The sequence below is a fragment of the Marilutibacter maris genome (assembly GCF_003233695.1).
Taxonomy (GTDB): domain Bacteria; phylum Pseudomonadota; class Gammaproteobacteria; order Xanthomonadales; family Xanthomonadaceae; genus Marilutibacter; species Marilutibacter maris.
On sequence record NZ_CP029843.1, the window covers coordinates 79,398 to 91,916 of the forward strand.

Below are 12,519 nucleotides of genomic sequence, written 5' to 3' on the forward strand. Positions count from 1 at the left end.
ACCGCGACGCTCGCGTCAGTCGGCGTCCTCGCGCGGCGGCAGCGCCAGGCTCAGCAGCATCGTCGCGGCCAGGATCGCCGCGACCACGCCCAGCGAGACCAGCACCGGGATCTTGAACACGTCGACGATCAGCATCTTGGTGCCGATGAAGGCCAGCACCAGCGCCAGCCCGTAGGGCAGCAGGTGGAAGCGGTCGGCCATGCCGGCGAGCAGGAAGAACATCGCGCGCAGCCCCAGCACCGCGAACACGTTCGAGGTCAGCACGATGAACGGATCGGCGGTGATCGCGAAGATCGCCGGAATGCTGTCGACCGCGAAGATCACGTCGGTGATCGCGATCATCACGATCACCACGAACAGCGGCGTGTAGAAGCGCCGCCCCTGCCTGACCACGGTCAGCGCGTTGCCCTGGTAGCGCTGGATCAACGGCAGGTGGCCGCGCATCCAGCGCAGCACCGGGTTGCGGGCCAGGTCCGGTTCCTGCCCGGCGGCGATCCACATCTTGATGCCGGTGACCAGCAGGAAGATGCCGAACACGTAGAGCATCCAATGGAAGCGCGCCAGCAGCGCCGCGCCGATGAAGATCATGATCGCGCGCAGCACGATCGCGCCGAGCACGCCGATCACCAACGCGCGCTGGCGCTGCTCCTCCGGCACCGCGAAGTAGGTGAACAGGGTCAGGAAGACGAAGATGTTGTCGACCGCCAGCGACTTCTCGACCAGGTAGCCGGTCAGGAACTCCAACCCGACCCGGCCGGCGACCTCGGCGCCCGCGGTCGCGTGCAGGTAGGCCCACAGCCCGGCGTTGAACAGCAACGCCAGCACCACCCAGCCCAGGCTCCACCAGGCCGCCTCGCGCACGCTCACCTTGTGCGGTCCGCCGTGGCGCATCAGCACCAGGTCGAGCTTCAGCGCCACTATCACCAGTACCGCGAACATGCCCCACAACAGGGGGCTGCCGATCGTCTGCATTGTCGAAGCGTCTCCAGAACGAAAAAACCCGAACCGCAAGGCTCGGGCCGGTCTGGTTGCGCTCCGGAGGGGATTTCCGGACAGACCTCCGCCTTGCGGCGAAGGTCTCGCTCACGGTCCTGGCGGACCGCCCCCGGGGCCGGAGCGGGCTTGGACGCGGGGTCCAGCCGGCTCGAATTGACGACCTCCAGAGTCGGGAGCTACTCCCCTTCTCGAAGCGGCGATTCTGCGGTCGTCGTCGGTCGGCGTCAATGCGTGCGACGCGGCCGGATGGCCGCGGACCGCCACGACGGACCGCTACAATAGGTCGATGAATACGACGCTCCCCACCGTCCGGCTCAAGAACGCCTGGAAGTCCAACCATCCGTGGATCTTCCAGCGCCTGGTCGAGAAACCCGCGCAGCGGCCCAAGCCCGGTTCCATCGTCGACGTGGTCGGCGTCGACGGCGAATGGATCGGCCGCGGCTTCTACAACGGCCATTCGCGGATCGCGGTGCGGATCCTGGAAACCGATCCGGCGGTGGCGGTCGACGCCGACTGGTTCGCGCGCAAGCTCGCCGACGCGGTCGCGTTGCGCCGCCAGACCCTGCAACTGGACGCGGTCAGCAATGCCTGGCGCGTGTTCCACAGCGAGGGCGACGGCATCTCCGGCCTGGTCGTGGACCGCTACGACGACCTGCTGGTGGTCGGCTTCTTCAGTGCCGGCGCCTGGCGCCACCGCAGCGAGATCTTCGAAGCGCTGCGCGCGCAGTTCCCCGGCTGCCGCTTCCACAGCTTCGCCGACGAGCACGTGCAGAAGCAGGAAAGCTTCGACTACCGCGACACCCAGGGCACCGAGCCGGCGATCATCACCGAGCACGGCATCCGCTTCCGCGCCGATCCGGCCGGCGCGCACAAGACCGGCTTCTTCGCCGACCAGCGCGAGAATCGCGAATGGCTGTCGCACCGGGTCGCCGGCCAGCGGGTGCTGGACCTGTGCTGCAACACCGGCGGTTTCGCGGTGTACGCGGCGGCGCGCGGCGCGGCCGAGGTGGTCGGCGTCGACATCGATGCCGAGGTGATCGAGATCGCCAAGGGCAACGCCAAGCTCAACGCTCCCTTCGAAAGCGGCGTGCGCCCGCGCTTCGTGCAGGCCGACATCTTCCCGTGGCTGCGCGATGCGGCCAACAACGGCGAGCGCTTCGACGTGGTCGTGCTCGACCCGGCCAAGATGACCCGCGACCGCGACCAGGTGATCCCGGCGCTGAAGAAATACCTGGACATGAACAAGCTCGCGCTGGGCGTGGTCCGTCCCGGCGGCCTGTTCGCGACTTTTTCCTGCACCGGCCTGGTCAGCGAGGAACAGTTCCTCGACATGCTGCGACGGGCCGCGTTCTACGCCGGCCGCACCGTGCAGGTGCTGAAGGTCGCCGGCGCCGGCCCCGATCACCCGTTCCTGGCCCACGTGCAGGAATCGCGCTACCTCAAGGCGGTGTTCTGCCGGGTGGTGGACTAGGGCCTGACGGCTTCGGGACCGCCGGCCCCGAGCGCCACCACCGCGGCAGAACGGCACCGACGGCGCGACCCTGCCGGTAGGGGCGGCAGCGCCGGTACCGCCGGTGCTCAACGGTGGCCGCGGCTCAGTAGTAGTGGCAGGAGAGGGTGCGGCCGTCCCAGTTGCAGCTCATCCGGCTGCTGCGGCTGCCGCTGATCGGGATCCCGTACTGGCCGGCCGCGTACAGCCAGTCGTTCAAGGCGTCCTGGCTGCCGAACTGGTAGTTGCCGACATAGTCGCCGCCGCCGCTGCCGGTCGCGCTGGAGTCGGGGATCTTGTTGCCGTCGCCGTCGTAGCTTTCTCCGGGCACGTAGTCGGCCGTGGTGACGTCGTCCTTGTCGATCCGCATCACCGTCTTGCTGCCGTCCGACCAGTAGACGGTGATGGTCACGAAGTCGAAGCGCCCCATCGTCCCCAGCCAGCCCAGCGCCAGCGACTTGAGCGACACCGTCAGGTTGTTCCAGGTGTTGGAGCCGGTGGTTGCGCCGGTGTAGTGGGCCGCCAGCGCACGCGCGAACTGCCCGCGCATGTTGGCGTCGGTGGCGATGTGGTGGGCGTTCCAGCCCTCGAAGCCGGGCGGGAACGGGAACGAATTGCTGCCCGGATCGTTCTGGCGGATCGCGACCTGGGCCTTGGCCGGATCGGTCATCGACATCGTCTTGGTGTGGCTGTCGACGATCGAGGCGGGAATGCTGACCGGACGCGGGTAGAACTGGCCGGTCTCGCGGTCGTACTCGTTCCTGAAGCCCCAGATCCGCTTGTTGCTGAAATCGGAGACGATCACCAGACCGTCGCCGCCCTGCTTGGCCGCCTGCCCGACCGAACTGCAGTTGTTGCAGGTGACCACGCCGCTGGCCGCGGCGGAGGTGGAGACCAGGGTGATACCGGCGAAGGCAAGTGCCTTGAAAAGTCGTGCTGAAATCATTGGAGTGTTCATGGCCGTATAGCGTCCTTTTCTAGCTTGATGACGGCATCGGACCGCAACGGCCGCGCGCATCGGCACGGGACGCCACGGGGCCGTTGCCCCGGACCCGGAAGGTCTCCGGCAGCCTTCCGGAAGTTTCTGCACAGGCCGCTGCCGCGAATCGGATCGCGGTCAGCCGCCGTGCGCAGCGCTGTGGCGCAGGTCCGCGCGCTGACGCCGGACCTGCGCATTGATTCGATGGGACCGGCCGGCGTCTCGCGGACCGGGCGGGGTGACGTTTGCGCACCTGGTGACGCCGCGCGCCCAGGCGTGTGCCGGCCGGCTGTTGCGCCGACCATCAAATTGGTCTGAATTCGGGGTCATGTTGACCTGCGGTGTCCGCCGCGTATGCGTTTCCGGCTGTTTGCGGGCGCGTCTTGCACGGCGCCCGCTACAGTTTCCATAAGGAAACGATAAGTGTCAACAAGGGGAAACGACAGGGGTCCGCGATCGGCAGAGAATGCCGGCCATGGAGCATTTCGGCGCCCGTTTCAAACGTTTTCGGGATGCCCGCGGCTGGTCGCAGGAGCAGATCGGCTTCGAACTGAATGTTTCCAAGGCGACCGTCTCCAAATGGGAGAGCGGACGCGCCCAGCCCCGACTGGAGAACCTCGCCGAAATCCGCCGACTGGTGGCCGAACACGGCATGACCCTGGACTACCTGATCGACGGCGTCGGCAGCGCCCGCGTCGGCGAGCCCGGCGATACCTACCAGGCCGGGGTCGCGCGCAATGCCGAGGAAGTCGCCCTGCTGACCCGCTTCCGCGCGCTGAAACCGGCCCGCCGCAAGGGCTTGATCGCCTTCCTCGGCAACTGAGGGTGTGCGCGACACGCGCGCGGTATCCGTAGGCGCGCGTAGGAGCGCGTAGCGCGATCAGTCTTTCGGGAAGGCCCTATCGCGGCTCACGCCGCTCCTACGAAGAGCGGACCGGTCCTCGGTCTGGGCCGCATCCTGACCCGCCTCGTGCTGGCGATAGCCTGCACTACGGGGACGACATCCGGCTGCGCCCGGATATCTCCCAAGATTTGCTGCGCAAACCTCGGGCCCCGCCGTTGCGCTGCCTCACCCCCATTCGCATCTGCGATGCGAATCGCCCACTCACCAAGGGGGCTGGGGTTGAACTTCGTAGGAGCGGCGTAAGCCGCGAGGGCCTTCCCAGGAAAGCCCGGTCGCGGCTTACGCCGCTCCTACGAAAAGCTTGCCGGTGCCGGTCCGCAACCTCCTGCGAGCAATCAAGGCCCGATCCACCTTGGGAGCGGCGCAAGCGGCGATATCCGGCTGCGCCCGGATATCTCCCAAGGTTGGCTGCGCAAACCTTGGGCCCCGCCGTTGCGCTGCCAGACCCCCATTCGCGCTGCGCGCGAATCGCCCCCTGACTCAGGGGGGAACGATATCCGGCTGCGCCCGGATATCTCCCAAGATTTGCTGCGCAAACCTTGGGCCCCGCCGTTGCGCTGCCACACCCCCATTCGCACCTGCGGTGCGAATCGCCCCCTCACCAAGGGGGCTGGGGTTGAACTTCGTAGGAGCGGCGTAAGCCGCGACGGGGCTCTATTCATGAACGTCCGGTCGCGGCTTACGCCGCTCCTACGAAGAGCGGGCCGGTCCTCGGTCTGGGTTGCGATGTCCGATCGTCGGCGCCGCTCCTGCGGAGGCCTCGCTACATCGCGCGGCCGTCGAAGGGGTGCACCGGGATCGCGGCCAGGTCGATGTCTTCCAGGCAGCGCAGGTTGATCGCCGCCATTTCGTTGCCGTCGGGGCCGACCCCCTGGCCGAAGGGATGCATGCCGCAGGTCGCGCAGAACTGGTGGCGGATCACGTGCTTGTTGAAGGTGTAGGTGGTCAGCGCGTCCTCGCCGCGGTCGATCCGCAACGCCGCGCGTGGCACGAACCACAGCAACGCGCCCTTGCGCTGGCAGATCGAGCAGTTGCAGGCCAGGCCGCTGTCGATCTCGCCGTCGACCTCGTAGGCGACCTTGCCGCAGTGGCAGCTACCCTTGTATGTGCTCATCGGATCTCCTTCCGGGTTGAATGTCGGTGGATGCCGACGATACGCGGTCGCGCCGGCGAGTACACCTGAGGTTCTCGCAGGCGCCGGTCTCAGTGGTCGAGACGCTGGCCGGATAGACTGGTGGCATGCCCGATATCCAAGTACTTGTCCTGATCCTGCTGGCCGCCGTCGTGGCGGTGGGGGTCCTGCTGGTGGTCGTGTGGCGGACGGTGCGCCGGCGCCCGGACGCGGCCTCCGAGCCGGACCAGGCGCGCCAGCGCGAGGAACTGCGCGGCGAGCGCGAGGCCCGCGAGGCGCTGGTGATCGAGGTCGCGCGGCTGCGCGAACGGCTGGAGGCGCGCGAAGCCGAGCAGCAACCGCTGCGCGAGCGCCTGGACGAGGCGGCCGCGCGACTCGCCGCGGCCCAGGACGAGACCCGCCAGCTGCGCGAGGAACGGGCGCGGATGCAGAGCGAGCTGGCCCAGGCGCGCGCCCATCTGGAGCACGGCGAGCGCAGCAATGCCGAGATGAAGCAGTTCCTCGATCAGGCCCAGCACAAGCTGTCGGCGGCGTTCGCCGAGCTGGCCGGCAAGACCTTCTCCGACACCGTGAAGACCAGCGCCGAGCGCTCGCGCAGCGACATCCAGGTCCTGCTCAAGCCGTTCGCCGAACGCATCGGCGAGTTCCGCAGCCGCATCGACACGCTGTACGCGGAGGAGGCCAAGGAACGCGCGGCGCTGGCCGGCGCGGTCAACGAGCTGAAGTCGCTGAACCAGGACATGGCCCAGCGCGCGCACGAGCTGACCCGCGCGCTGCGCGGCAACGCCAAGGTCCGCGGCGACTGGGGCGAGCTGATGCTGGAGAGCGTGCTGCGCGGCTCCGGTCTGCAGGAGGGCGAGCACTATCAGCGCCAGATCAGCACCAGCGACGCCGACGGTCGCACCCTGCGCCCGGACATCGTGGTCAGCCTGCCGGACGAGCGCCGGATCGTGGTCGACAGCAAGGTCAACCTGATCGCCTGGCAGGAGGCGATGAACGCCGACGCGCCGGAGCAGCAGCAGGACGCGCTGCGCCGCCACGCGGTCGCGCTGCGCCAGCACGTCAGGGACCTGGCCGAGCGCGACTACCCGCGCGCCCTGGGCGAGGACACCCTGGAGGTGACCGTGCTGTTCGTGCCGATCGAGGGCGCGCTGTCGGCCGCGCTGGGCGCCGATGGCGAACTGCAGGGCTTCGCCTTCGACCGGCGGGTGGTGCTGGCCTCGCCGAACACCCTGATGGCGGTGCTGCGGGTGGTCGACCGGCTGTGGACGCGCGATCGCCTCCAGAAGACGGCGGTCGAGATCAGCCGCAGCGGCGGTTTGCTGATCGACGCCCTGAACGGCTTCCTGGCCGAGTTCGATCGCATCGACGACCGCCTGCGCCAGGCGCGCGAGAGCTATGACGCCGCCCGCAACCGCCTGCACCAGTCCTCGCAGTCGGTGATGGCGCGGGCCCGGCGCCTGGAAGCGCTGGGCGCCCGCGGCAGGAAGTCGCTGCCGGCCGACGAGACCGACGACGACGCGGCCCTGCCCGCCCCCGACGACCGCGACGCCTGAGCATGGGATCTGCCGTAGGAGCGGCGTAAGCCGCGACCGGGCTTTCCTGGGAAGGCCCTCGCGGCTTACGCCGCTCCTACGAAGTTCAACCCCAGCCCCCTTGGTGAGGGGGCGATTCGCATCGCAGATGCGAATGGGGGTGTGGCCGCGCAACGGCGGGGCCCGAGGTTTGCGCAGCCAACCTTGGGAGATATCCGGGCGCAGCCGGATATCGTTCCCGCAGGATCAATGCGCGGAGGTCGTGCAGGTCGGCGGCAGGTGGTCGGCCAGCAGCTGCGCCTGGGTGGCGTTGAGCGGGCCGCCGGGACCGGCATCCAGGGTGCCGGTGATTTCGGCATAGACGCCCTGGCCCGGAACGCCCAGTGCGGTCGAGCGCGCCGAGGCGCGGGTGCGCAGCGGTTCGAGCATGTCCTCGTCGCCGGCCACCGCCACGGCGGCACCGTTGCCGCAGGGGTGCAGCGCATGCGCGCCGCCGCTGTAGACGTACATGCCACGCATCGTGGTCGGCGGTACCGGCTCGACCTTGGAGGTGGTGGTGGCGCAGGCCGCGGTGAGCGCGACGAGGGCGGCCAGAGCGAGCGGACGGCTCAGGCGGAGAGCGGACGACATCGGCAAAATTCCTTGTAAATGAAGGGCATTCCTGGGCGGCACGGATGCGGGCCGGTCGCGGCGTCCGGGTCGACGGCGTCCTGCCTGTGCCTGCGGGTGGCGCCCGGGCCGGGATACCTTAGCAGCTGGACCGGGCGCGTTGATGGCGGTGTCGTGCCGCCCCGGCCTCAGCCGCCGGGATCGGCCGGCAGCACCGGCATCGCGTCGATCGGCACGGTCGGGTTGTTCTCCTCGCGCAGGTAGTCCGGCAGCGAGTCGTCGTCCTCCAGCATGCGGTCGCCGAAGATCTGGTACTGGCGCCGCTGCAGCCAGGCGTCGCGGACCAGGCTGTAGTCGTCCTCGACGCCTTCGCGCAGGCTGTCGGTGGCCAGCAGCTGGGCGCGCACGTCGACCAGTTGCAGGCCCTGCAGCGGGATCCGCACGCGGTCGGCCTCGACCTGGCGCAGCGGGCTGAGCGGGGCGTCGCCGGCCATGCCGAGGGCGTCGCGCAGGGTGCGCGGACCGAAGAACGGCAGCTCGAAATAGCGCGAGCGCTTCCAGCCCCAGACGCCGAGGGTCTGGCCGAAGTCCTCGCTGCGGTTGGGCAGCTTGGCGTCGCTGGCCGGGTCGAAGATGCCGCCGATGCCGAGGGTGGTGTTGAGCAGGAAGCGGCCCAGCGACTGCCCGGCCTGCTTGGGCTTGCCCTGCAGCAGCGCGTTGATCGCCGACACCGGCTGGCCGAGGTTGTTGAAGAAGTTGCTCACGCCCAGCCGCAGCGGTCGCGGCACCGCCTTGACGTAGCCGCGCGCCAGCGGCCGCGCGACCCGCCGGTCGACCGCATTGTTGAAGCGGTGCATGCGGCGGTTGTAGCCCTCCCACGGGTCGTAGCTGGTCGGCAGCTGCGCCGGTTCGGGCAGGGTCGGGTCGGCCACCGGGTCGTAGCGGTCGCCGTAGAGCGCCTGGTACTCCTGCTCGTAATCGAGTTCGGCCTGGGTCGGTGCATCGACCGCGGCTTCCGGCGCGGCCGTCTCCGGCAGCGCCGTTTCCGTGGCGATGGCGTCCTGCGACATCGGCTCCGACGCGTCGGCGTCCGGCGGCGCGGTCTCAGTCAGCGTCGGCTCGTCGCCCAGCGGCGACGCCTCGACCGTCGGTGCCGGCCCGGGAGCGGCGTCGGCCGGGCCGTCGGTGGCCGGGACATCGTCGGTGGCTTCGGCCAGGCAGCGCTGGAACGCCGACGGCACGTTGTCGACGGCGTCCATGCAGCGCTGGTAGCGGAGCTGCTGTTCGGCCGACAGCGGGCGGGTGGTCAGCACCTGGGCCGTCGCCGGCAGGCTCGCCGCCAGCACAGCGAAGGAAAGGAGCGCGAGGGCGGGCACGGGCCCGCGGAGAAGAGGGAGAGGGCGCATGGGGGTAGCGTCGGTCCGGGTCGGGGGGAGCCGGCCACGCGATCCTGCGCTGGCGACCGGAACACGTTGTTCAGGTTATCAGTTTGTCGAAGCGTGGGCCGTCGAAGCGCGAGCCGTTGAAGCGCAAGCCGTTGAAGCGCAAGCCGTCGAAGCGTGCGCTGTCGAAGCCGCGCGGCGGACCGCCCGCATGCTCAGCCGCCGTAGCCCAGGCCCGTGTCCAGACGGTAGGCGGCGCGCAGCTCGGGCAGGCCCGGCGGGGTGCCGGTGACGGTATCGATCCCGGCGCGCGCGGCGACCTCGGCCAGCAGTGCCAGCCCGGCGCTGTCGATCGCGGTCACCGCCTCCAGGTCGATCCGTCGCGCACCCGCCAGCAACGGCTGCAGCAGGCGCCACAGCGCCGCGCAGGCCTCGCGCACCAGCGCGCCGTCGAACACCAGTGCGTCGCCGTCGCGACGCACCGTGGCGGTTGCAGCGGCGGCCGCCATCGTCAGTCGGCCGAAGCCCGCAGGCTGCCGGCCTTCAGCTCGGCGGCGACCTGGGCGATCGACTTCTGCCGCAGCGGGGTGTCGAACTGGTTGCGGAAGGTCTGCACGAAGCTGACCCCCTCGACCATCACGTCGAACACCTTCCACTTGCCGCCGCTCTGGCGCATCAGGTAGTCGACCGGCACCGGCTCGCCGCTCTGGCGCAGGTACTCGCTGGAGACCTTGACGATGGCGCCGCCGCGCAGCGGGGTCTCCGACTTCACCCGCACCTGCAGGCGCTCGTTGAGGTCGAGCAGGGACGCGCCGTAGCGCTGCATCAGGTTCTCGGCCAGGGCGTCGGCGAACAGCTTGACGTCGGCGTCGGAGGCGCCGCGGCCGTGGGTGCCCAGCACCAGCCGGGCGGCGTAGTCGCGGTCGAAGATCGCGTCGAACTCGGTCGACATGAACGCGCGCAGCTTGCCGCGGTCGCCGCTGAACTCGGCGCGACGCGCCTCCAGGGTGTTGAGGATGCGGGTGCTGTTGTCGAGCACCAGCTGGCTGGGCGAGGCCGCGACCGGGCTGGCGGCGGCGGTCTGGGCCTGCGCGGCCGGCGCCTGCAGGCCGGTGGCGGCCAGCAGCGCGATCGACAGCGGCAGGGCGGCCAGGCGGAAGGTCTTGCGGATCATGGGCAACTCCTTGCGGGAGAGTGCGATGGAAGGGAAGGCGTTCACTTCAGGTAGTCGGGCAGGGCGTCGTCGCCGTCGCCCTCGGCGGCCGGCGCATTGCCGGCCTTTGCGCCCGCATTGTCGGCGCCGCCGCTGAACATGTACTTGCCGACCAGCTCGATGATGTCCACCGAGGACTGGGTCAGGAAGATCTCGTCGCCGGGCTTGAGCGGGTCCGGGTCGCCGCCGGGCTTGAGCCCGACATAGCTCTCGCCGAGCAGGCCGCTGGTCAGGATCGCGGCGCTGGTGTCGGCCGGCAGGTCGTCGTAGCGGTCGTCGATGGCCAGGGTCACCACCGAGTCCAGCTTGACCGGGTCCAGCCCGATCCGGGCGACCTTGCCGATCGCCACGCCGCCGATCTTGACCGGCGCGTTCTGCCGCAGCGGGCCGAGATTGCTGAAGCGGGCGGTGACCTCGTAGGTGCCGCCGCCGAAGCCGAAGCTGCCATTGGTCGAGGCGATCGCCAGCACCAGCAGCGAGGCCAGGGCCAGCAGCAGGAAGGCGCCGACGGCGAATTCGATGCGGGGGGCGCGAGCGCTCATTTCATTTCACCTTGGATGCGAGTCATTTGAACAGCAGCGCGGTCATGACGAAGTTGAACATCAGCACCAGCAGCGAGGCGTTGACCACCGCGCGGGTGGTCGCCACCGAGGTGCCCTCGATGGTGGGCTCGGCGTGGTAGCCGACATAGGCCGCGACCAGCGCCGCGACCGCGCCGAACACCGCCGCCTTGGCGAAGGCCATCGCGAAATCCTTGCCGAAGTCGACGCTGTCCTTGAGCACCTGCCAGAAGATGCCCGAGTCGATGCCGATCACGTGCACCGCCTCGAAGTAGCTGGCGCTGATCGCCAGGCTGCAGAAGAACGCGGTCAGCAGCGGCACGCACAGCACCGCCGCCCAGAACCGCGGCGCGACCGCCTTGCCGACCGGATCGATCGCCATCAGCCCCAGCGCGGTGATCTGGTCGGTGGCGCGCATCAGGCCCAGTTCGGCGGCGATCGAGCTGCCGGCGCGGCCGATGAACAGCAGCGCGGTCAGCACCGGGCCCAGTTCGCGGTACAGGCCCAGGCCGAGCATCGCGCTGACCTGGTTGGCGGCGCCGTAGGTGTCCAGCGCGCGGTAGCCCAGCAGGGTCACCGACAGGCCGACGAAGGCGCCGCCGACCGCGATGATCGGCAGCGAACGGGCGCCGATCTTGTAGATCTCGCGGACCAGCTCGCGCCAGAAGTCGGCGGTCGGTTTGGAGGCGCGCAGCACCGACAGCGAGAACAGGCCGGCGTGGCCGAGCGAGCGGACGGCTTCGACGAAGGCCATCAGGCGGCTTCCTCCGCGGTGGGGGCGGCGGCGTTGAAGCCGCCGCGGCTGTCGAACGGGATCGGCCCGTCCGGGTCGCCGCGCAGGAACTGCTGGACCAGCGGATCGGGGCTGGCCGACAGCGCGTCGGGCGAACCGGAGAACACGATCCGGCCGTTGGCGATCACGATCGCGTGGTCGGCCACCGGCAGGGTCTCGTGGACGTGGTGGGTGACCACGATGCTGGTCAGGCCGAGGGTGTCGTTGAGGCGGCGGACCAGGGCCATCACCACGCCGCTGGCGATCGGGTCCAGCCCGGTCAGCGGTTCGTCGTAGATCATCAGCGGCGGGTCCAGCGCCAGCGCGCGCGCCAGCGCGACCCGTCGCGCCATGCCGCCGGACAGCTCGCGCGGGAACGCATCGGCGACGGCGCGCAGGCCGACCGCATGCAGCTTCATCCGCACCAGCCGGTCGATCACCGGCTTCGGCAGGGGGGTGTGCGCGCGCAGCGGCAGGGCGACGTTCTCGGCCGCGGTCAGATCGGTCAGCAGGCCATTGCCCTGCAGCATCACGCCGATGCCCTTGCGCAGCTCCAGCAGCTCGCGCTGGCGCTCGGGCATCGCCTGGCCGAGCACCTCGACACGGCCGGCCGCGGCCGGCAGCTCGCCGGTCAGCGCCGCCAGCAGGGTCGACTTGCCGCTGCCGGACGGCCCGAGCACGGCGACCACCTGGCCGCGCGGGACCTCCAGGCTGATGTCGTGCAGCACGGTGCGACCGCCGCGGTCGAGGCGGACGCCGTCCAGGCGGACGATGGGATTGTCGTTCGTCATGCGCTCGCGGTCGCTGTGGGGTTGGCCATCCGTTCAGGCAAGCTTGGCGACACCTGCCTGAACGAAGCCGGAGGGGGCAGAGTATCGGCGCCCGAGGCGGCGGCGTCGACTTCCGGCCCGGCGGACGTTCGTAGGAGCGGCGTGAGCCGCGACCCTC

General features: G+C 69.8%; 13 protein-coding genes. 3 read left to right on the top strand and 10 right to left on the bottom strand.

Annotation, left to right across the window (positions count from 1 at the left end; genetic code table 11):
* Positions 1-15 precede the first annotated feature (15 nt).
* Positions 16-972 carry a TerC family protein gene (locus C9I47_RS00375; protein ID WP_111264963.1) on the bottom strand — a complete coding sequence of 319 codons (957 nt, stop codon included), beginning with the start codon at positions 970-972 and terminating at the stop codon, positions 16-18.
* 310 nt (positions 973-1,282) lie between these two features.
* On the opposite strand from C9I47_RS00375, the gene C9I47_RS00380 reads away from it, so the two are divergent.
* Positions 1,283-2,467, top strand: coding sequence for a class I SAM-dependent rRNA methyltransferase (locus tag C9I47_RS00380; RefSeq protein ID WP_111264964.1), 1,185 nt, complete (start codon positions 1,283-1,285; stop codon positions 2,465-2,467).
* A 124-nt stretch (positions 2,468-2,591) separates the two neighbouring features.
* Here the strand turns inward: C9I47_RS00380 and C9I47_RS00385 are convergent, their stop codons facing one another.
* Entirely contained in the window at positions 2,592-3,431 is an 840-nt protein-coding gene (locus C9I47_RS00385) for a hypothetical protein (RefSeq protein WP_111264965.1), read from the bottom strand.
* A gap of 508 nt (positions 3,432-3,939) precedes the next feature.
* Here C9I47_RS00385 and C9I47_RS00390 point away from each other — a divergent pair.
* Entirely contained in the window at positions 3,940-4,287 is a 348-nt protein-coding gene (locus C9I47_RS00390) for a helix-turn-helix domain-containing protein (RefSeq protein WP_190238560.1), read from the top strand.
* 844 nt (positions 4,288-5,131) lie between these two features.
* Here the strand turns inward: C9I47_RS00390 and C9I47_RS00395 are convergent.
* A complete protein-coding gene (locus C9I47_RS00395; RefSeq protein ID WP_111264967.1) occupies positions 5,132-5,482 on the bottom strand; it encodes a GFA family protein in 351 nt (116 codons plus the stop codon).
* Between the two features lie 125 nt (positions 5,483-5,607).
* On the opposite strand from C9I47_RS00395, the gene rmuC reads away from it, so the two are divergent.
* Positions 5,608-7,056: a DNA recombination protein RmuC gene (rmuC, locus tag C9I47_RS00400; protein ID WP_111264968.1), complete on the top strand. Its 1,449-nt coding sequence runs from the start codon at positions 5,608-5,610 to the stop codon at positions 7,054-7,056.
* 225 nt (positions 7,057-7,281) lie between these two features.
* Here rmuC and C9I47_RS00405 read toward each other — a convergent pair whose 3' ends face one another.
* From C9I47_RS00405 to C9I47_RS00435, 7 genes are all read right to left on the bottom strand, one after another.
* Entirely contained in the window at positions 7,282-7,665 is a 384-nt protein-coding gene (locus C9I47_RS00405; protein ID WP_111264969.1) for a hypothetical protein, read from the bottom strand.
* A gap of 167 nt (positions 7,666-7,832) precedes the next feature.
* The gene (locus C9I47_RS00410) at positions 7,833-8,903 is read right to left on the bottom strand and encodes an MlaA family lipoprotein (RefSeq protein WP_407067532.1); all 1,071 of its coding nucleotides are present in this window, start codon (positions 8,901-8,903) and stop codon (positions 7,833-7,835) included.
* Positions 8,904-9,241: 338 nt separating this feature from the next.
* Entirely contained in the window at positions 9,242-9,535 is a 294-nt protein-coding gene (locus tag C9I47_RS00415) for an STAS domain-containing protein (protein ID WP_111264970.1), read from the bottom strand.
* 2 nt (positions 9,536-9,537) lie between these two features.
* A complete protein-coding gene (locus C9I47_RS00420; RefSeq protein WP_111264971.1) occupies positions 9,538-10,200 on the bottom strand; it encodes an MlaC/ttg2D family ABC transporter substrate-binding protein in 663 nt (220 codons plus the stop codon).
* Between the two features lie 41 nt (positions 10,201-10,241).
* Positions 10,242-10,781, bottom strand: coding sequence for an outer membrane lipid asymmetry maintenance protein MlaD (gene mlaD, locus C9I47_RS00425; RefSeq protein ID WP_111264972.1), 540 nt, complete (start codon positions 10,779-10,781; stop codon positions 10,242-10,244).
* A gap of 22 nt (positions 10,782-10,803) precedes the next feature.
* Positions 10,804-11,553, bottom strand: a complete 750-nt coding sequence (locus tag C9I47_RS00430; RefSeq protein ID WP_111264973.1) for an MlaE family lipid ABC transporter permease subunit — start codon at positions 11,551-11,553, stop codon at positions 10,804-10,806.
* A complete protein-coding gene (locus tag C9I47_RS00435; protein ID WP_111264974.1) occupies positions 11,553-12,362 on the bottom strand; it encodes an ABC transporter ATP-binding protein in 810 nt (269 codons plus the stop codon). Before C9I47_RS00435 ends, C9I47_RS00430 begins: the two co-directional genes overlap by 1 nt.
* Between the last annotated feature and the right edge of the window lie 157 nt (positions 12,363-12,519).